Origin of the sequence: Companilactobacillus halodurans (genome assembly GCF_009600985.1) — a bacterium.
In the GTDB taxonomy this organism is placed as follows: domain Bacteria; phylum Bacillota; class Bacilli; order Lactobacillales; family Lactobacillaceae; genus Companilactobacillus; species Companilactobacillus halodurans.
Map to the genome: position 1 here is coordinate 23,370 of NZ_VDFP01000011.1, position 18,245 is coordinate 41,614.

The following is an 18,245-nucleotide window of genomic DNA, read 5'->3' on the forward strand; positions in this document are numbered from 1 at the left end:
GATTCAGCTTTGAAGTTATTCATAGGTGTGTGTTCAACATTAATTTCCGTTTCATTTCCAGCTACTGAAACTCTCTTGAGGAGGGATCAATATTTACTTGTCCTATTCATGACTATTATTATAATTTGATTAGTAAAATATTAGTGAATTTAATTTAGTTGTAATAATAGGCGCTGAATTTGGAAATGTCAATAGTTAATTAAAGTTTTTAATAAGTGAATTCCCCGACCAACAGATTCAATATCATGAGCATCAGAACCGTAAACTAAAGGAATCGAGAGTTTTTGAGCAAGATTTAAAATTTGTTTCCCTGGATAAAAATCATTGCACAGTGGTTTATATAAACCAGCTAAATTTAAATCTAGTTGTCGATCTTGTCTTTTAATTTTAGACAAAATATCATTAACCAACTTTAAATTATTGTCATCTAAATCTTCAGTTAAATTAAAATAATCCTGATATTTTCTAACCAAACTCATATGTCCAATTCTTTGTGGAGCATATTTCCCCAAATCCGCTTCAACCGATTTTTGAATGGTTTGATAATAAAGCTTAAAAATCTTTTGAGGATTTTTGATGTAACTTTCAAAACCATTTTCAAAATCTTCTACGCCATTATCAACGCACCAAAATTTATTATTTGTTCCTTTCATGAAGTGAACCGATAAAATGTTTTCTTGCGTCCTTGGTCCATATTCATCCAAAAATGTTTTGGTGAAATCTTCAAAACCTTCTAAATAATCAACTTCAAATCCTATTGTGATATCAATTTCGTCACCATATTTTTTTTGCATTTTTTCAGTCAAAGCAAAATATCTGGGTAAGTCGTCAAAACTTATCGACGCTTCATCGATGCCGCTTTTGCTCCCTTGATAGCTATTTTTAAAATCAGGTGGCAAAGGGGCATGTTCTGTGATGCAATACTTTTTTAGACCCATGTGAATTGCGCGTAAAATCATCTTTTCTAGCGGCTCGCCACTTCCATGCGGACAAAGCTCAGTGTGCGTATGTCCATCCATTAACATTGAATCACCCCTGTTTGATTATTTTTATATAGTATCTTAATACTAATTCCAAAAAATAATCAATAAAAAATCGCACTCAAATTAGAGTGCGACTCGGCTATTTAATTAATTTATTTTTCATTTCTGGATCAAATTTATCAGCTACTAACATGTAGATTTCTGCTTTAAAAGGAGCAACGCCCTTTTTATCGTTTTCATCTTTTTTCACATATGGGGTTTCCATAATTTTCGGAACATTCTCCAATTGTGGATGGTGGGCAACATAGCTTAAGGCATCGAAACCAATTGTACCAAAACCAATGTCTTCGTGACGGTCTTTATGCGAACCGATTTCATTTTTTGAGTCGTTTAAATGGATTACAGATAATTTATCCAAACCAATAATATGGTCGAATTCGTTTAGAACACCATCAAAATCATTTTTAATATCATAACCAGCATCACTCATATGACAAGTATCCATCGTAACCGATAGTTTATCGCTTTGGGCACAGTTATCAAAGATTTCCGCGATTTGTTCAAAACTAGTCCCAATTTCGGTACCTTTACCGGCCATAGTTTCAATCGCAACGGAAACTTTTTGGTTAGGATCAATGGCTTCATTCAACGCTTGGCCAACCTGCTTGATAGCCACTTCTGGACCTTTTTTTAAATGTGCTCCTGGATGAAAGCTTAAGGCTTCAATTCCTAAAGCATCGCAACGCTTAAATTCATCGTGCATAAATGAAATCCCAAAATTCAAATTCTGGGGCTTGACTGTATTACCTAAATTAACAATATATGGAGCATGACCAATAACATGATCAATTCCATAAAGTTTCAATAGACGCTGACCCTCAGGAATATTCATTTCCGAAACATCTTTTCGACGAGTGTTTTGCGGTGCTCCAGTAAAAATCATCATCGTGTTAGCACCATAGCTATGTGCTTCCTTAGCTGAACCAGCTAACATTTTAGGTGCCTTCATGGCAACGTGTGATCCAATTATCATTTAAAATCCTCCATCCCTATGCAAAGAAAATTATAGCATAGGCAAACAATCAAAAAAAACAGGTAGATTAACCAATAATGATTAGTCTACCCATTTAGAAAATGATTATATATTTAAATTTTATTTTAATAAATATGAGCTTGATAGAATCGACCCATGACTTTAACCGTATCCGTGACACTAACAAAAGCGTGCGGATCAGATTTTGCCATCGCCGTTTCCAAATCATGCAACTCTGAACGAGAGATAACAGTAAAGAGAATTGTCTTCTCTTCATGCTTGTAAGCACCCTCGGCATCATGCACGATAGTAATTCCACGTCTCATTTCATTTTGAATCTGCGTAATAACATTCTTTGGCTTAGAAGTAACGATCATCACTTGTAACTTTTGATCCTTGTTATAAATCATGTCAATTACCTGACCATTGATGAAGATACTGACCGCACTGTACAAAGCGTGGACCCAACCGAACAATAATCCGGCACAGGCAACGATAAAGATATTAAACATAATATTTATCGTTCCAACGCTTTTACCAGTCCGCTTTCTCAGAATAATCCCAAGAATATCAATACCACCTGTTGAAATACCATTTCTTAAAGCCATTCCGGTACCGAATCCATTGGCAACCGCACCAAAGATGGCACAGACTAATGGATCTGCCGTAATTTTAATTGGTGGCAACAGATGCATCATCATACTGGCTAAAGCGACTGCAATTATCGTAAAGACGGTAAATTTGTGGTCTATCTTTCTCCAAGACAGCACAAAAAGTGGACCATTCAATACAAAGTACATAACAGCTGTAGAAATATTAAATGGCATCCACCGATGTGAAATTGTTGAAACCAACTGCGCAGCACCGGTTACTCCAGAACCATAAATCCCACCCGGAGTCCAGAACATATTAACCGCAATCGATACAGCAATTGAATACAGAAATGCTATTGAAACTTTTGATAAGTACTGATGCCTTTCGATCAGCTTATCTAATTCACCCATACTAATAAATTCTCCTAATTGTGTTAAGTTACTTACAACATATTAGCACAATTAAGATTTTTTTCAGGCTTTTTATAATATTTATATTATTTACGGTGCTTTTTTATAAAATCACCACGTCCGCCCATTTCTTCCATTTGATAACGAAGCGGATTTTTCTTGTAGAAATCCTGGTGGTAGTCTTCGGCATCATAGAAGGTTTTAGCAGGAAGAATTTGAGTCACGATTGGATCATCGAATTCACCAGATTCAGCAAGAGTCTTTTTAGACGTTTCGGCAATTTCTTTTTGTTCATCATTGGCATAGTAGATTACAGGACGATAACTGTCGCCACGATCCTGAAATTGACCAGTAGCATCAGTTGGATCAGCTACTTGCCAATAAATTTCAACTAAATCTTTGTAAGAAATTACATCGGCATCAAATGTGATTTTAACTGCTTCTGTATGTCCAGTAGTTTCAGAACACACTTGCTCATAAGTTGGATTTGCTACATGACCACCAGTATAACCAGAAACAACTGAAATAATACCTGGTTGTTGATCAAAAGGACTTACCATGCACCAAAAGCAGCCCCCAGCAAAAATTGCAGTTTCTTCTTTCATTTATTCAGCATCCCCATCTTCAACATATTTTTTGTAGTCAGAATAACCTTTTTCATCCATTTCTTCATATGGAACAAATTTTAATGAAGCAGAATTAATGCAGTATCTCAAACCGCCTAATTCTTCAGGACCATCAGTAAATACATGTCCCAAATGTGAATCGGCTGATTTACTAGTCAATTCAGTTCTTTCCATACCTAGAGATGTATCACGATGCTCCTTTAATTTAGCAATTGGTTCACTAAATGAAGGCCAACCGCAGCCAGCATCATACTTCTTAGCTGAAGAGAATAATGGTTCACCAGAAGTTACATCAACGTAAATTCCCTTTTTATAGAAATCATCATACTTACCAGTGAAAGCACGTTCAGTGGCAGCGTGTTGAGTCACCTCATATTCCTCATCAGTTAGACCAGTTAAATCTTTTTTGTAGTCTGCCATAAAATCACTCCTTCTCTTTATTACATGTTCCAGTATAAACACCAGAAAAATTTAATCTAGAATTATGCTCACAATCTTACTGTGGCAGTTAGTTTGATTGTTAAATTGTGCACAATTTGAATAATTTTCTAATGTTATTTTAAGTTTACCGCTAATAAACTAGTAATTTCAATGATAATTTTTCATATAAAAAAAGTCATATCAGTTATTACCAATATGACTCCTGCATTATTCTAAATATTATTGATTATCTTTTTTGATTTCGATGCCCAAATCATCTAATTGTTGCTTTGAAACTTCTAATGGAGCGTGAGTCATCGGTTCTGTAGCATTAGAATTCTTAGGGAATGCAATCACATCACGGATATTATCTTTGCCAGACAATAACATAGCAAATCTATCCAAACCAATAGCCAAACCACCATGTGGAGGACAACCGTATTGTAAAGCATCTAGTAGGAAGCCGAATTGTTCATAAGCTTTTTCTTTTGTGAAGTCCAAAGCTTTCAACATCTTCTCTTGAATCTTGTAATCGTGGATACGAATTGAGCCCCCACCAAGTTCATAACCGTTCAAGACGATATCGTAACTTTGAGCATATGCTTTGTGAGGATCTTCGCCATCATTTAGATAGTGAACATCTTCTTCATTTGGCATTGTGAATGGGTGGTGAGCAGCCGTCCAACGCTTGATTCCTTCATCATACTCAAACAATGGCCAGTTAACGACCCAGATAAAGGCAAATTCGTTAGGATCATAAAGTTGTTGTTCTTTAGCAATAGCGTTTCTCAAGTAACCTAAAGCGTCTGCAACAACTTTTTTATTGTCAGCGACAAATAGTAACAAATCATCATTTTCAAGGCCTAAACGTTCTACTAGAGCATCTTGTTGGTCCTTGATGAATTTAGATACGCCACCAGTTAATTCGTTGTCATTAAATTTAGCCCAAGCTAAGCCTTTGGCACCAAAACGTTTGATATATTCTTGATAGCTTTCGATATTTTTACGTGAATACTTATCAGCACCGCCTTTAACAACGATAGTCTTAACTTGACCACCATTATCAATCGTACCCTTGAAGACTTTGAAGCCACTATCCTTGAAGGTTTCACTTAAGTCTTGCAACTCCATACCAAAACGAACGTCAGGCTTATCTGAACCAAAGCGTGCCATAGCGTCGTCCCAATCGATTCTTGGGAAAGGAGTCTTAACTTCGATACCTTTTTCATCTTTCATGACACGAGCAATAAGTCCTTCAGTAACTGTTTGAATTTCTTCTTTACTCATGAAACTAGTTTCAAGATCGATTTGAGTAAATTCTGGTTGACGGTCTCCACGAAGGTCTTCATCACGGAAACAATGTGCTAATTGGAAGTAACGGTCAAATCCACCAACCATCAATAATTGCTTGAACAATTGTGGTGATTGTGGAAGAGCGAAGAAACGACCAGGATAAACACGTGAAGGAACTAAGTAATCACGAGCACCTTCAGGAGTTGATGGAGTTAGGTTTGGTGTTTCAATGTCGATAAAGCCATTGTCATAAAGATATTCATTAACTGAATGCTTGATTTGAGCACGAGTTCTGATAGCTTTTTGCATTTCAGGTCTACGTAAATCAAGGTAACGATACTTCAATTTTGTTTCTTCTGAAGAATCGATATCATCTTTGATTTCAAATGGTGGTGTCAGTGATTTATTCAAAATCTCAACTTTTTCAACAACAACTTCAACTTTACCTGTTGTCATTTCTTCATTAGTTGCACCTTCGCCACGGAGTCTAACTGTACCAATGGCGTTGATAACATATTCTGATCTCAACGTTTCAGCAACGTCAAGTACATCTTGGTGATCAGTATTGAAGACTAATTGTACGATACCCTTGTAATCTCTTAAATCAACGAAGATCAAGCCACCTAAATCACGGCGACGTTGTACCCAGCCGTCTAGGGAAACTTTTTTACCGACATATTCTTCAGTGATGTTTCCGCAATAATCTGTTCTTTCTTCCATAATTATCCCTCGATCTTTTTCAATTCTTCAGCTAAGTTTTCTAGTGAAACGCTGATTTGTTCACCTGTTGCCATATTTTTAACACTTGCAGTGTCATTTTCCAATTCAGAGTCACCAATTGTCACGGTATATTTAGCATTCAAATTGTTGGCTGTCTTAAATTGCGCTTTAATTTTTCTTTGAAGATAATCCTTATCGGCACAAAAACCAGCTTGACGTAGGCCCACAAGAATCTTAACTGAAGCACGTTCTGCCTTTTCACCGATTGTTACTAAATAAACATCTAAGTCGTCACTTGCAGGCAAATCTTCATCCTTTAGCAACAACATCAATCTTTCTACTCCAAGGCCAAAACCAATTCCAGGAGTCTGTGGTCCACCGAGTTCTTCAACGAGTCCATTGTAACGACCACCAGCAAGAACAGTAATTTCCTTATTGTCAAAAGCTGGATCAGTGACCATGAATTCAAAAATCGTGTGGTTGTAATAATCTAGACCACGAACCATTGTTGAATCAACCTCATAATTGACACCCAAATCGTCTAATAGAGACTTGAGATATTCAAAGCGGTCTTTAGATGCTTCATTTAAATAATCCAAAATTGATGGAGCATTAGCCACGATTTTCTTGTCACCCTTGTCTTTACTGTCAAGGATACGCAATGGATTCTTTTCCAAACGTACTTTAGAGTCATCGCTTAATTGATCTTTAAATGGAGTGAAGTAATCCACCAATGCTTGATGATAAGCGGCTCGTGATTCGGGATCGCCAAGTGAGTTCAAAGCAACCTTCAAATTCTTAATACCTAAACGGTTCAAAAATTCCAAACCGACTGAAATGATTTCAGCATCTAATTCAGGAGAATCTGAACCAAAGGCTTCGACACCAATTTGGTGAAATTGGCGTTGACGACCTGATTGAGGACGTTCATATCTAAACATTGGTCCCTTGTACCAAACTTTATAAGGCTTGATATGTTCAGGTCCATATAGTTTATTTTCAACGTATGCACGCACAACGCCTGCTGTTCCTTCAGGACGCAAAGCAATGTGTCGATCACCCTTATCGTGAAAATCATACATTTCCTTTGAAACAATATCAGATGTATCACCTGAAGATCTTTCAAAGACTTCGTATGATTCAAAGATCGGTGTTCTTATTTCCGAAAAACGATACTTATTGAACGTATCTTGAGCAATAGATTCAACATATTGCCACTTTTTGGAATCTCCGGGCAAAATGTCCATCGTCCCCTTTGGTTTTTGATAACGCATAAAATCCTCCTTAAAATAAAAAAGCACCCCTGTCTGAATAAGACAAGGGCGCAATTTGCACGGTACCACCTAGTTTTTTTGCTGCAGTTAACGCCTGCCGAACGATAAAAAAGTCACACAACAATTGTTATCTGCTCTCAGCCACCAGATTCTCTGTAAAACAACCTTTCTTGATTCGTAATATAGTTATAAAATATCCAAATTTACTAAAAAAGTCAAGTTTTATCAAAGAAATTAGTATTCTATTCTTTCAAGTTGGACAAATATTCAGTAATATATAGTTATAGGATTATCAGTCGTTAAACAATAAAGGAATCAGTGAAATGAAAAAAATTATTAAATTTTTTGTTAAAAACCGAATCCTTGTTGCTATTTTGTTATTAATCGCTCTATCAAGTTGGTCAACTGTCGCCTTAGCAAGTGCTAATGCTGTTGTCGTCCAATCAGATTCAGTTAATGTCCGTGTTGGACCAGGCTTAGCTTACGCCAATATGGGACAAGTGAAAAAAGGCGATAAATTAGCTATTTTAGCTGAAAAAAACAAATGGTATCAAGTTAGATTATCCGGTGACAAAATTGGCTGGGTTGCCAGCTGGTTGATCGACAACACTGATGTAAGCTCGACAACCAATAAAGTAGGTATTGTTAAAGTACCAAATACGACTGTCTTCAAGAGCGCCGATGCTAATAGTAATGTCTTAGGCACAATCGAGCAATCGCAAAAGGTTACTATCATGTACCGTGAACAAGACTGGACGCAGATTCTTTATAACGGAACTGCTGGCTGGGTCAAGTCTAGTTTTATCCAAAGTACTCAAGAAACTTCTGGTTCATCAAATAGTTCTACTACCTCTGATAATGACATTAAAAAAGTTACCGTTACTCAACCAAGTACCAAATTAAGAATTGAGCCTAACCAAAATGGACGTGTCGTCAAAACCGTCAAAGTTGGCAAACAGTTTGATTATCTTGGTAAAAATGGTAAATGGTACAAAGTTCGCGATACCGATGGTTCAGTTGGCTATGTTGCTAGTTGGGTCGTAACTGTAACAGGTACAAAGAGCGCTGTTAAATCCGCCGCCACTAATATTTCTGAGGCTACCATCGTGATTGACCCTGGACATGGTGGCGATGACTCTGGTGCTGAATCAAAGAAGAAGACTTTTGAAAAGAACTTCACCCTTTCTTATGCTAAGGCTATCAAGGAACAACTTGAAAAAACAGGTGCTCGAGTAGTCTTGACAAGATCTGGCGACAACAGTAAATCGCTTGGTGCAAGAGCTCGACTCTCAAGTAAGATTCAAGCGGATGCTTTTATCAGTCTCCACTTCGACTCTAGTGCACAAGCAAATTCCGGTTCTGGTGTAACTACTTACTACTACAACAAGAATAAAGATGGTCAATTAGCTACTGATCTCAATAGCCAATTAAAGGGCTTGTCAATCGGCAATCGTGGTACAGCACAAAAAGATCTCTACGTATTGCATTACAACAGTCAACCATCAGTCTTGATTGAATTAGGCTATATCAATTCCAAGTCAGACTATAAATACATTAAATCAGATACTTATAAGCAACAAGTTGCTACTGATGTAACTAATGGCTTAAAAGAATACTTTAAATAATAAAAGAGTTTCAACGAATTTTTCGTTGAAACTCTTTTTTAATGAAATTTATTTACCAAGCTCCAAACGGACATCGTCCAAAACTTTATCGATGTCGGCTTTAATAGCTTGACCCTTGTTTTCAATTTGCTTTGGCAAAAACTGGTGATCACGATTGACCATGATATCGTACGCACCATCCAAACTGTTAGTCAAAGCCCAGAATGGTTCTTGGATGAACATTGGTGTCATTCGGCCAACTCCTAATTCAATAAAGAGCACATGACTGTCATGTAAATGAGCTACAACATCATCAGAAATCTTTTGATACTCTTGTTGATACCTTGTTCCCTCTAAGAAATTACCATAGCCTCTGACCCAAGGAAAGGCCTCAGCACCACAATTAGAACATCTAGGAATCAATTCGCTAGGAATCTTAGTATCATCACCCATGGCATCAACCATTTCTTGGACCGGTTTAACCGCATCCCAAACTTTATCGCTACATTGCCTAGAGCACTGGAAAAAGCGGTGATCTCCTTGGATCTGGGCAACCTTCTCTTCAGGAAAAGCCTTAATTGCTTGTGTATCTTGGTTAGTTGTCAAAATGAAGTAGTCTTTATCCTTTAAGATAGCTTGCAAGTCTCGATAAGGCTTTCTAACTGGAGCATGTTGGGTTGTGTGAAGAAAAGTTGCCATGTAACCCCAGAACTCTTCACGACTCGACCAAGGATAATTCATCCCTGAAAAAGCACCTTTAAGAGGATATTTCTTTGCAAATTTCCCAAAATACTTTTTGAATGAATCATTGTTCTCATAATAAAAGTCTCCACCACCAGCAGCTGATAGGCCTGAAGCACCCCCGACAATAACGTGAGTCGCTTGTTTGATCTTTTCGGCAAAGACCTTGATCTGTTCATCATAAGGCAGTGGTTTATTTTCAGTTAAAACAACCGGTGTACCGCCTTTAGCGTATAAGTTAAAATAATTTTGATAATTGACTTGCGTTTCCATAACGATTTTTTCGTACAGTGATTGTTCTCTTTGCATAATTTCAATTCTCCTCAACTGCTAATAAACTCTTAAATGTTTGTCCAATGTCGCCAGCCAATGAAGCTGAACGGTTACTGATTTCTGTAGGCACGTTAATTTCTTTGGACATATTTAACGTAATGAAGGACCAATTTATCTTGGGAAACTAAACTCATCAATGGTAATTTGATCATTTTATTGTTGGCGCCGATTCCTAGTTCCAATTGCACAACTTTCTTGTCTTTATAATCAGTAATAAATTTTTCAAATCGAGTCTGTTGCTTCTCCCATGCCACAGACTTTATTTCAAGACCATCAAAATTACCTTCAACTTCAAAAATTTTATCTGGGTCAAAACCATTCAATTGAAAATGCGTATCAGCATTCGATGTCACGACAAAATAATCTTTTTGATGCAAGATATTTTTTAAATTGCCAAAGGTTTGATTGGGCTGATAATCATCAATCATTAATTGATGGACTTTATGCATAAATACCTGGTGATCGGTTTGCGGTATTTGGGCAAAAACACCTTGAATCAAACTGGATATGCCATAGAGCGATTTAAATTCATTAAAATATTTGCGAAAATTCTCATCGTCTGCAAAAATGTTGTATCCTTCTGCAATTGACAACCCATTGCTGGCACTGATTAAAATGGCATCGCTATTATCAAGCATTTTTTTAGCTTTAATTATCTCTTGATTCATTTTATCCTCCTTAATAAAATGATTGACTAGTTGTATAATTATTTACAACGTGTATTTTATTAACTAGATACTAAACAAAAAGCCGCCAGAAATTAAGAACAACTTTTTAAAAGTGTTTTTAATCTGACGGATCAGGAAATATGTAAAGGAGTTTTATGAAAAACAAACGTAAAACAGATCGTCGCACAGTCTATACAATCAATGCCATTAAAAAAGCTTTTTTAAAATTAATCGAACAAAATTCTTACAGTCAAATAAACGTTACTTCGCTTTGTCGTGAAGCAGAAATCACTCGTTCGACTTTTTATCTCCATTTTGATAATTTGACTGACGTTTTAAATGAAGTTCTTGATGAAGCCCTACTCTTCTCTAACACGGAAGTAGAACCAATGTCTTTTGAAGATAATCCATCAATCGACGTCTTAAAAGAAAACGAGTCATTACTGCCAGCTTGTCAACGAGTGGCCGATTCTCCCAAGTATCATCATTTATTAATGGATCCTAGTCTGAGCGATTATATTATCGGCCGCATTATTAAACATGAAAAATCTCGAACTGTTCCATCTATTCAAAAACGAACCGGGCTTAGCAAATCAGAAGCTGAATTACTCTTTATTTATGCCATTCATGGTTCCTTTGCCATCAATAAGAAACATCATTTTGTCAAAGATGAGGCCTGGTATCACGATTTGCAATTGCTGAATAAATTTACTAGTGGTGGATATAAGGTAATTAGCTCAAAATAAAGAGCGCGAAATATAACACAGCATTAAGGCAAATAGCTCCTGGTAATCGCACTCTGATTACCAGGAGCTATTTGTTTTAAGCATAAAAAGCTATGCTATGTTCCCCGTTTATGCTGCAAATTCAGGAGAAAAATAGTTATATCTTAAACTCTTTAAGTAAAATATCTTAATCACTATATGGGTGAACACAATCTGCTAATCGAGATTGAATATAGTTAAGTTCAGTCTTCTTTAATTCACGACTATCTTGAATAGTTTTCACTAAGTCCATAATCGTCTTGTGCTCTTCTTTATTGGCTAAATCTAAACAATAACCATTACGTCGCAAAAAGAAGTCCATTGCCACAATTGCAGTTTGAATATTATCCTTTGCAAAGATATCATCACAAATTATTGTGCAAAACAAATGTGTTAAATAAACGTTCAAGTTGTCAAATTGATTCAAGAATTCAACATTGCTTTGAAGCCTTTTTTCACTAAAAGTGATTTCTTCACTATCATTAATTGCTAGGTGAATTGCTACAATTTGATCGTACGTTAATTTTTCGAGTTTGTTTTCCATATTTTTCATCCATTAACATTAAATTATTTTTTCAACATCCAATAAATCACTTACTTGATGGTCGCAAGCAAAATCAACTTTTTCTGAGTTTAAGAGAATTGTATGTGCACCAACGCCCTTACCAAACTCTATGTCGATTTGTCGATCGCCTATGACCCAAAGACCATCAGATTTCAAATCATATTTATCGATTAAATAATTTAACATTTCCGGATTAGGTTTACGTTTAAAACCATCGCTGACACTGACGATTTCTTTAAAATAATGCTCGATTCCTAAACTTTTAGCTAAATCATAAATCGATTGATCACGATGCGTTATGATGAATTGGACATAATGCTTTTCATCACAATACTTTAAAACATTTTTTACATGTGGAATTAAAGTTATTTTATCATGATATTCTTTTTCAAAACGGAAATATGATGCATAAAAAACTTTGACAGCTTGTTTTTGATCCTCTTCGTCTTTTAATAAATCAGTGACGAATCGTCTAATTGAAGTCTTCTTAGCTTCTTTAAAAATTGTATCTTTTGACAAACTAATGCCAAAATTTTCTCGTAGAGATTTTTGAGTTGCTGAGACAATCCCCGGATAACTGTTGGCAATGGTATCATCAAAATCCCAAACAATACTTTTCATAGTTATCTCTCCATTATTATAGTCACTGGTCCGTCATTGGTAATTGATACTTGCATATCAGCTCCAAATTCGCCAGTTTCGACAGTCAAATCGTATCCTCGTAACAAATCATTGAAATGATCATATTTTTTACTTGAAGCAACAAAATTCCCTGCTCCCGTAAAACTTGGTCGATTGCCATGCTTGGTATCGGCGTACAAAGTAAATTGAGAGATAGATAAAATTTTCCCATCGACATCCTTAATTGATAAATTCATTTTATCATCCGCATCGGAAAAGACCCGCATCTTCACAATCTTACGCGCCATGTATTCCAATGTTTCTTCTGTATCTGTATCCGCAAAAGCCACTAACAAACAAAATCCTTGATCAATTTGACCAAGGATTTTTTCGTCAACAGTGACTTTAGCATCTTTAACACGTTGTATTACAACTTTCATTAAGCTACCGTCCTCTTGATTTCGTATACATTTGGAATATTCTTCAATTTAGAAATGATGCTATCCAAATGTTCCTTGTTGTTGACACCAATGCTGACGTGAATAATTGCCATTTTTTCTTTATCAAGACGACCAATGACATTATTGAGCGTATTAGTATTGGAATTGATAACCTGCAAAACTTCATTGATCAAGCCATTGCGGTTAAATGCATAAATGTCCAATTCAGCTGAATAACGCTTTTCTTTTGTAACATTATCCCAGCTGACATCGATGAAACGCTTTTGAGCTTCCTCGCTTTGGACATTCGGACAGTCAGCTCGATGAATCGTCAAACCACGTCCCTTGGTAATATAACCAACAATTTTATCTCCCGGGATTGGGCTGCAACATTTAGCTAAACGAATCAAGAGATTGTCGACTCCTTGAACTGAAATGCTGCTGTTGGCATTATTTCTTTCTTTGCGTAATTTAGGACTGTCTGTTGCTGGTGCTGTCTTATCATCCGTATCAGTGATGACCTGTTCTTCAAGTTCTTTTTTCTCAGCTTCACGCTTATGATCAGGGTCTTCACTCAAAATCTTATGAACGACGTTGATTGGCGACAATTCACCATAACCAACTGAATTGAACAGTTCATCTGGCTCTGTGTAATTGAAAATCTTCATTGCCAATTCCAGATGCTTCTTGTCCAAATATTTCTTGCTTGAAAGTGAACAATTCTTCAATTCATTTTCAACCGCTTCACGGCCAAGCTGAATGTTCTCTTCACGGTCCTTAGTTCTAAAGTAACGCTTAATCTTGTTACGAGCTCTAGAAGTGAAAACCGTATTGACCCAGTCACGACTTGGCTGTGAATTAGAATTAGTCAACATTTCGACAATATCGCCATTCTTTAATTGCGTATTCAAAGGCACCATTTTGCCATTGATTTTAGCACCGACCGAATGATTACCAACTTCCGTATGAACTTGATAAGCAAAGTCTAATGTAACTGCACCCTTGGGCAATTCAATAACTTCGCCTTCAGGTGTGAAAACATAGACCCGGTCATTAAAAATTTCACCTTTGACTGATTTCATAAAGTCAGAGGCATTATCGGAATTCTCCTGCAGTTCAAGGATTTCACGAAAGACATCAATTTTTTGTTCATTATCGTCTAATTTAACGCCCTCGAAGTTACCTTCCTTGTATGCCCAGTGAGCAGCAACACCATATTCAGCAACTTGATGCATCTCAAAAGTTCTGATCTGAACCTCAAGTGGTTGTCCACCAGGACCGATAATCGTCGTGTGCAACGATTGATAGCCATTGGCCTTAGGAACAGCAATATAATCCTTAAAACGGCCAGGAATAGGCTTCCACTTCGAGTGAATCGAACCTAGGACTGCATAACAATCCTTGACCGAATCTACCACGATTCTAATTGCTAATAAATCATATAACTCGGAAAATTGTTTATGCTTGTCACGCATCTTTTTATAGATGGAATAAATGTGTTTAGGACGACCATAAATATCATATTTAATCCCTAACGCATCAACGTTCTTCTTGATATAATCAATTGCCTCCGCAATATAGGCCTCTCGTTGGTCACGTTTACTATTCATCAAATGAACGATTCGATAGTATTGCTGAGGATTAATATAATGAAGCGATAAATCTTCCAGCTCCCATTTAATCTTGCTAATACCTAAACGATCAGCTAAAGGAGCATAAATTTCCAGAGTTTCATTGGCAATTCTCCGTTGTTTATCAGGACGCAAGGCCTTTAAAGTCCGCATATTATGCAGTCTATCGGCCAATTTGACCATGATGACACGCAAGTCTTTTGCCGTAGCTAAAAGCATCTTCCGATGGTTTTCAGCTAAAAGTTCTTGGTGAGAATGGTATTTATATTTACTAATTTTTGTTACGCCGTCTACAATTGTTGCAACTTGAGTACCGAAAAGTTCTTTGACATCTCCTAAAGTGACATTGGTGTCTTCAACAACATCATGTAAATACCCTGCCGCAACAGTATAAGGGTCCATATGCAATGAAGCTAATATTTGAGCAACTTGAGTTGGGTGAATAATATATGGTTCACCAGTTGCACGTTTTTGCTCTTTATGAACATAAGCGGCAAACTTGTAAGACTTATTGACAAATTCAACGTGCTCTTCATTCATATACCCGCGGCAAATATCTAAAACTTCCTCTGGCGTATAATCTTTATTTTTTTTCATAGAAATATTCACCCCGTTTACAATAAAAAGCACTCAGTGAGTGCTTTTTATTTTTACATATTATTATGATTCCTTTAGGTCAAAATTACAATTATTTTTCTTTTTCAAATAAAAAGTAAATTAAAATACTTAAAAGCAGGTAAATGCCTGTAAGAAAATAGCCATAACGACCATATTTTGCAAAAACGCTGATTACAAAAATGATTGGGAAAATAAATAAATTATAAAAAGACAAACCGTATTTTCTGGTGAACCAACCAATAAAACCAGCAAAAAAGATATTAATCACAAAGAAAAGCCAAATTATTCGACTGGTTCTTCCCAAATGAAAGAGTTTAATTAAGATTGGTAAAATAAAAACCAAGATAATCGAGATTAAAGCAATGTAAGTTGTTTTTGATTTTTCAACTTTTTTCCAAATATTTTTCACAATTTGTTCCTCATTTTACAGTTAATTCGTACTTATATGATAGCACTGATAAGAAATAGGTGGGAGCAGTTTCCGCTCTCATAATACGTGGTCCTAGTCCTACGGATAAAAATCCATTTTGATTCAACATTTCAATTTCATCTGGTGCAAAACCGCCTTCAGGACCAAAAGCACACAAAACTGATTCCGGCTTTTTCTGTAAGGTTTGAGCTAGTAAACTTATTTCGCCAACTTTAGCTGATTCCTCGTAAGCTACTAAATTTGCTGAAACCTGATACTTCAACAAATCTGACAATTTATTCAAATAAATAACTTCTGGAATAATGCGACGTTTAGATTGTTGAGCGGCATTTTTGGCAATTTCTTGTAAACGGGCCAGCTTTTTTTCAACGACATTATTTTTCCAATGCATAATCGAATATTTGGAAGCAAAGAAAATAATCTTGCTTGCACCAAGTTCAGTCGACTTTTGCGTAATCCATTCAACTTTATCCTTTTTCGATAAAGAACAAGCCACAATTGCAGAAACTGGCATTTCAGTACTTGGAATATCCAATTTATCTACTTCTACTGAAAGTTCTTTATTGTCTAAATCAATCTGTGCAATTTTTGCTGTAAATAAATTTTTTGTTGGATCAACTAAATAAATCACATCGCCAATTTGATGACGCAAAACTTTAACGATATGTTTAAATGTTTCAGAATCGTTTATTTTAAAATTACTATCAATTATTTCATTATTAACGAAGTATTGCTCCATCTTCTGCCTCGTACTCTTCTTTTCTTCTACAAATCAAAGTAGACCATCCCTTAAGATGGAGAACTTCAACGACGATAAAACCTATTTCTGTCATTTTATCAGTAATCAAAGCTTCTTTTTCATTGATAATTCCTGAAAGAATGACAAATCCATTTTTATTTAAATGTTCATCGATTTGAGGGACAAACTGTAAAATCACATCTGCCAAAATATTAGCTACAATGACGTCAACTTTTCCATTTACGCCGTCTAACAATGAATTCTCGTACACTTCAATATCTTCGCAGCCAGGATTTAATTGAATATTTTCTTTAGCCGCACGAACGGCTTCTTTATCCAAATCAAAAGCTTTAATATCACTGACGCCTAATTGACGTGCTTGAATCGACAGGATTCCTGAACCTGTTCCAACGTCATAGAGTGACTTGGATTGACCAAGTATCATCTCTAAAGCTTGCATACAAGAAAAAGTCGTGGAATGAGTTCCCGTTCCAAAGGACTTGCCTGGGTCCATCGTGATTATTCGTTCACCAGGGTTCTTGGGTTGGTAATCGACCCAATTTGGCACAACAGTCAAATAACGGCTGATTTGAACGGGATGATAATATTGTTTCCATTCATTTTCCCAACTTTTATCGTCTAAATCACTGACAGATACTTCCACTCCAGTAATATCAAAACCAAAATCAGTTAATTTGTTAATCTGTGCTTCTAATTCTGTCAAAATCTTTGTATTATAATTTTTTTCATCAAAATAAGAATTAATCTTGGTTTTGACACTTTTATCTTCATCATCGACCATTTCTGTTCCGTTTGCGCCAACACGCATAAATACGTCAGAAATAATCTCGGGGTCAAAATCATTTGGGATTGCGACCGTTATTTTTTTCCAAATCATAAACGTTCCTCCATTATTATAAGATTACTAGAAAAGGCCAATAAAAAAAAGACGTTACCGTCTTTATTTAGTTAAAAAACCAATTGTATGAATAAAATCTACTTGGCGTTGTTTAATTTTTTGTTTTGCTTCTTCTAATTTTGGATGATTGATTTGATTTTGATCCGTATCTAAGCAGCTGATCCCATCAATTAAATCGAGAAAATATTGATTCAGTTTTTCAGCTATCAAACTATTTTCCAATTGGTATTTTGTTATATATGAATTGCATAGTTTGATAAATTTATGAATATTAGAAAGATAGTTTTCTTGCAACCGAGCATATGTTTCGTATCGTAAGGCTTCCCCACGCTCGATTACCTTCATCGTTTTAAAATATTCCGCAAACACTTCATTATAAGTAACGAACCTTTCTAATAAGACATTTGTTTCTAAAATACGATATTTACTAGTTGTTAATTCCATAAATCCACCTCATTTCTTTTTAAGACTATACCATATGTTTTTAATTATTAAAAGCATTAGTTTTTAGTTATATAATTATAATAAAAAAGAACAACCTATTTTTTATCAGGTTGTTCTCTTGTGTCATAAGCTTTTTTCCTTAAAGATTCATTATCCTTAAACAACTTTTGAGCCTCAGATAATTTCTTTGGGCTATTCTTAATTTCTTGAGAAATTTTGCTAAAATCATTTTTGGCAGGATCTTCTGGTTCTTTTTTAAACAAACTCATCTAATCGCTCCTTATCCTGTTGTAACGCTAATAATTATATAACAGTTAGCTACAAATGGTTTAATAATTAAAAATAAATTGTATGCCAAATATTCAATTACTTTTA

Annotated in this window: 20 protein-coding genes and 1 other annotated feature (1 of these 21 only partly in view); of the genes, 2 read left to right on the plus strand and 18 right to left on the minus strand. The window is 35.7% G+C overall.

The genetic code is table 11. The features are described from left to right. Positions 1 to 119 (minus strand) — a binding site (T-box leader); it reaches 113 nt to the left of the window's first position. Positions 120 to 188: 69 nt separating this feature from the next. The 7 genes from hisJ to hisS all read right to left on the minus strand — a co-directional run bounded on the left by hisJ (position 189) and on the right by hisS (position 7,353). Next, complete coding sequence (gene hisJ / locus FHL06_RS06710; protein ID WP_153385460.1) at positions 189 to 1,025, minus strand: histidinol-phosphatase HisJ; 837 nt, start codon at positions 1,023 to 1,025, stop codon at positions 189 to 191. Positions 1,026 to 1,122: 97 nt separating this feature from the next. After that, positions 1,123 to 2,016 (minus strand): deoxyribonuclease IV, encoded by an 894-nt coding sequence (locus FHL06_RS06715; RefSeq protein WP_153385461.1) that lies wholly within the window; start codon positions 2,014 to 2,016, stop codon positions 1,123 to 1,125. Between the two features lie 125 nt (positions 2,017 to 2,141). Then, entirely contained in the window at positions 2,142 to 3,020 is an 879-nt protein-coding gene (locus FHL06_RS06720; protein WP_153385462.1) for a YitT family protein, read from the minus strand. Positions 3,021 to 3,106: 86 nt separating this feature from the next. After that, on the minus strand, positions 3,107 to 3,625 hold the full coding sequence (msrA, locus tag FHL06_RS06725) for a peptide-methionine (S)-S-oxide reductase MsrA (protein ID WP_153385463.1): 519 nt from the start codon (positions 3,623 to 3,625) through the stop codon (positions 3,107 to 3,109). Continuing rightward, a complete protein-coding gene (gene msrB / locus FHL06_RS06730; protein ID WP_153385464.1) occupies positions 3,626 to 4,066 on the minus strand; it encodes a peptide-methionine (R)-S-oxide reductase MsrB in 441 nt (146 codons plus the stop codon). Positions 4,067 to 4,306: 240 nt separating this feature from the next. Further along, entirely contained in the window at positions 4,307 to 6,079 is a 1,773-nt protein-coding gene (aspS, locus tag FHL06_RS06735) for an aspartate--tRNA ligase (RefSeq protein ID WP_153385465.1), read from the minus strand. Between the two features lie 2 nt (positions 6,080 to 6,081). Next, positions 6,082 to 7,353, minus strand: coding sequence for a histidine--tRNA ligase (hisS, locus tag FHL06_RS06740; RefSeq protein WP_153385466.1), 1,272 nt, complete (start codon positions 7,351 to 7,353; stop codon positions 6,082 to 6,084). Positions 7,354 to 7,676: 323 nt separating this feature from the next. On the opposite strand from hisS, the gene FHL06_RS06745 reads away from it, so the two are divergent. Further along, the gene (locus FHL06_RS06745) at positions 7,677 to 8,978 is read left to right on the plus strand and encodes an N-acetylmuramoyl-L-alanine amidase family protein (RefSeq protein ID WP_153385467.1); all 1,302 of its coding nucleotides are present in this window, start codon (positions 7,677 to 7,679) and stop codon (positions 8,976 to 8,978) included. A gap of 48 nt (positions 8,979 to 9,026) precedes the next feature. Here the strand turns inward: FHL06_RS06745 and FHL06_RS06750 are convergent, their stop codons facing one another. Both FHL06_RS06750 and FHL06_RS06755 read right to left on the minus strand, forming a co-directional pair. After that, positions 9,027 to 10,007, minus strand: coding sequence for an SIR2 family NAD-dependent protein deacylase (locus FHL06_RS06750; RefSeq protein ID WP_153385468.1), 981 nt, complete (start codon positions 10,005 to 10,007; stop codon positions 9,027 to 9,029). 95 nt (positions 10,008 to 10,102) lie between these two features. Beyond that, positions 10,103 to 10,699 carry an SIR2 family NAD-dependent protein deacylase gene (locus FHL06_RS06755; RefSeq protein WP_238333973.1) on the minus strand — a complete coding sequence of 199 codons (597 nt, stop codon included), beginning with the start codon at positions 10,697 to 10,699 and terminating at the stop codon, positions 10,103 to 10,105. 155 nt (positions 10,700 to 10,854) lie between these two features. On the opposite strand from FHL06_RS06755, the gene FHL06_RS06760 reads away from it, so the two are divergent. Beyond that, complete coding sequence (locus FHL06_RS06760) at positions 10,855 to 11,445, plus strand: TetR/AcrR family transcriptional regulator (RefSeq protein ID WP_153385469.1); 591 nt, start codon at positions 10,855 to 10,857, stop codon at positions 11,443 to 11,445. Positions 11,446 to 11,611: 166 nt separating this feature from the next. Here the strand turns inward: FHL06_RS06760 and FHL06_RS06765 are convergent, their stop codons facing one another. From FHL06_RS06765 to FHL06_RS14375, 9 genes are all read right to left on the minus strand, one after another. After that, the gene (locus FHL06_RS06765; protein WP_153385470.1) at positions 11,612 to 12,007 is read right to left on the minus strand and encodes a hypothetical protein; all 396 of its coding nucleotides are present in this window, start codon (positions 12,005 to 12,007) and stop codon (positions 11,612 to 11,614) included. An 18-nt stretch (positions 12,008 to 12,025) separates the two neighbouring features. Beyond that, positions 12,026 to 12,649 carry an HAD-IA family hydrolase gene (locus FHL06_RS06770; RefSeq protein ID WP_153385471.1) on the minus strand — a complete coding sequence of 208 codons (624 nt, stop codon included), beginning with the start codon at positions 12,647 to 12,649 and terminating at the stop codon, positions 12,026 to 12,028. A gap of 2 nt (positions 12,650 to 12,651) precedes the next feature. Continuing rightward, complete coding sequence (dtd, locus tag FHL06_RS06775; protein ID WP_153385472.1) at positions 12,652 to 13,089, minus strand: D-aminoacyl-tRNA deacylase; 438 nt, start codon at positions 13,087 to 13,089, stop codon at positions 12,652 to 12,654. Continuing rightward, complete coding sequence (locus FHL06_RS06780) at positions 13,089 to 15,317, minus strand: RelA/SpoT family protein (RefSeq protein ID WP_153385473.1); 2,229 nt, start codon at positions 15,315 to 15,317, stop codon at positions 13,089 to 13,091. Before FHL06_RS06780 ends, dtd begins: the two co-directional genes overlap by 1 nt. A 91-nt stretch (positions 15,318 to 15,408) precedes the next feature. Continuing rightward, complete coding sequence (locus FHL06_RS06785) at positions 15,409 to 15,747, minus strand: hypothetical protein (protein WP_162000153.1); 339 nt, start codon at positions 15,745 to 15,747, stop codon at positions 15,409 to 15,411. Positions 15,748 to 15,757: 10 nt separating this feature from the next. Then, positions 15,758 to 16,507: an RsmE family RNA methyltransferase gene (locus tag FHL06_RS06790; protein WP_153385474.1), complete on the minus strand. Its 750-nt coding sequence runs from the start codon at positions 16,505 to 16,507 to the stop codon at positions 15,758 to 15,760. Then, positions 16,488 to 17,405, minus strand: a complete 918-nt coding sequence (gene prmA / locus FHL06_RS06795) for a 50S ribosomal protein L11 methyltransferase (RefSeq protein ID WP_153385475.1) — start codon at positions 17,403 to 17,405, stop codon at positions 16,488 to 16,490. Before prmA ends, FHL06_RS06790 begins: the two co-directional genes overlap by 20 nt. Before the next feature lie 63 nt (positions 17,406 to 17,468). Next, complete coding sequence (locus tag FHL06_RS06800; protein ID WP_153385476.1) at positions 17,469 to 17,870, minus strand: hypothetical protein; 402 nt, start codon at positions 17,868 to 17,870, stop codon at positions 17,469 to 17,471. Between the two features lie 95 nt (positions 17,871 to 17,965). Then, on the minus strand, positions 17,966 to 18,139 hold the full coding sequence (locus FHL06_RS14375) for a hypothetical protein (protein ID WP_162853722.1): 174 nt from the start codon (positions 18,137 to 18,139) through the stop codon (positions 17,966 to 17,968). Between the last annotated feature and the right edge of the window lie 106 nt (positions 18,140 to 18,245).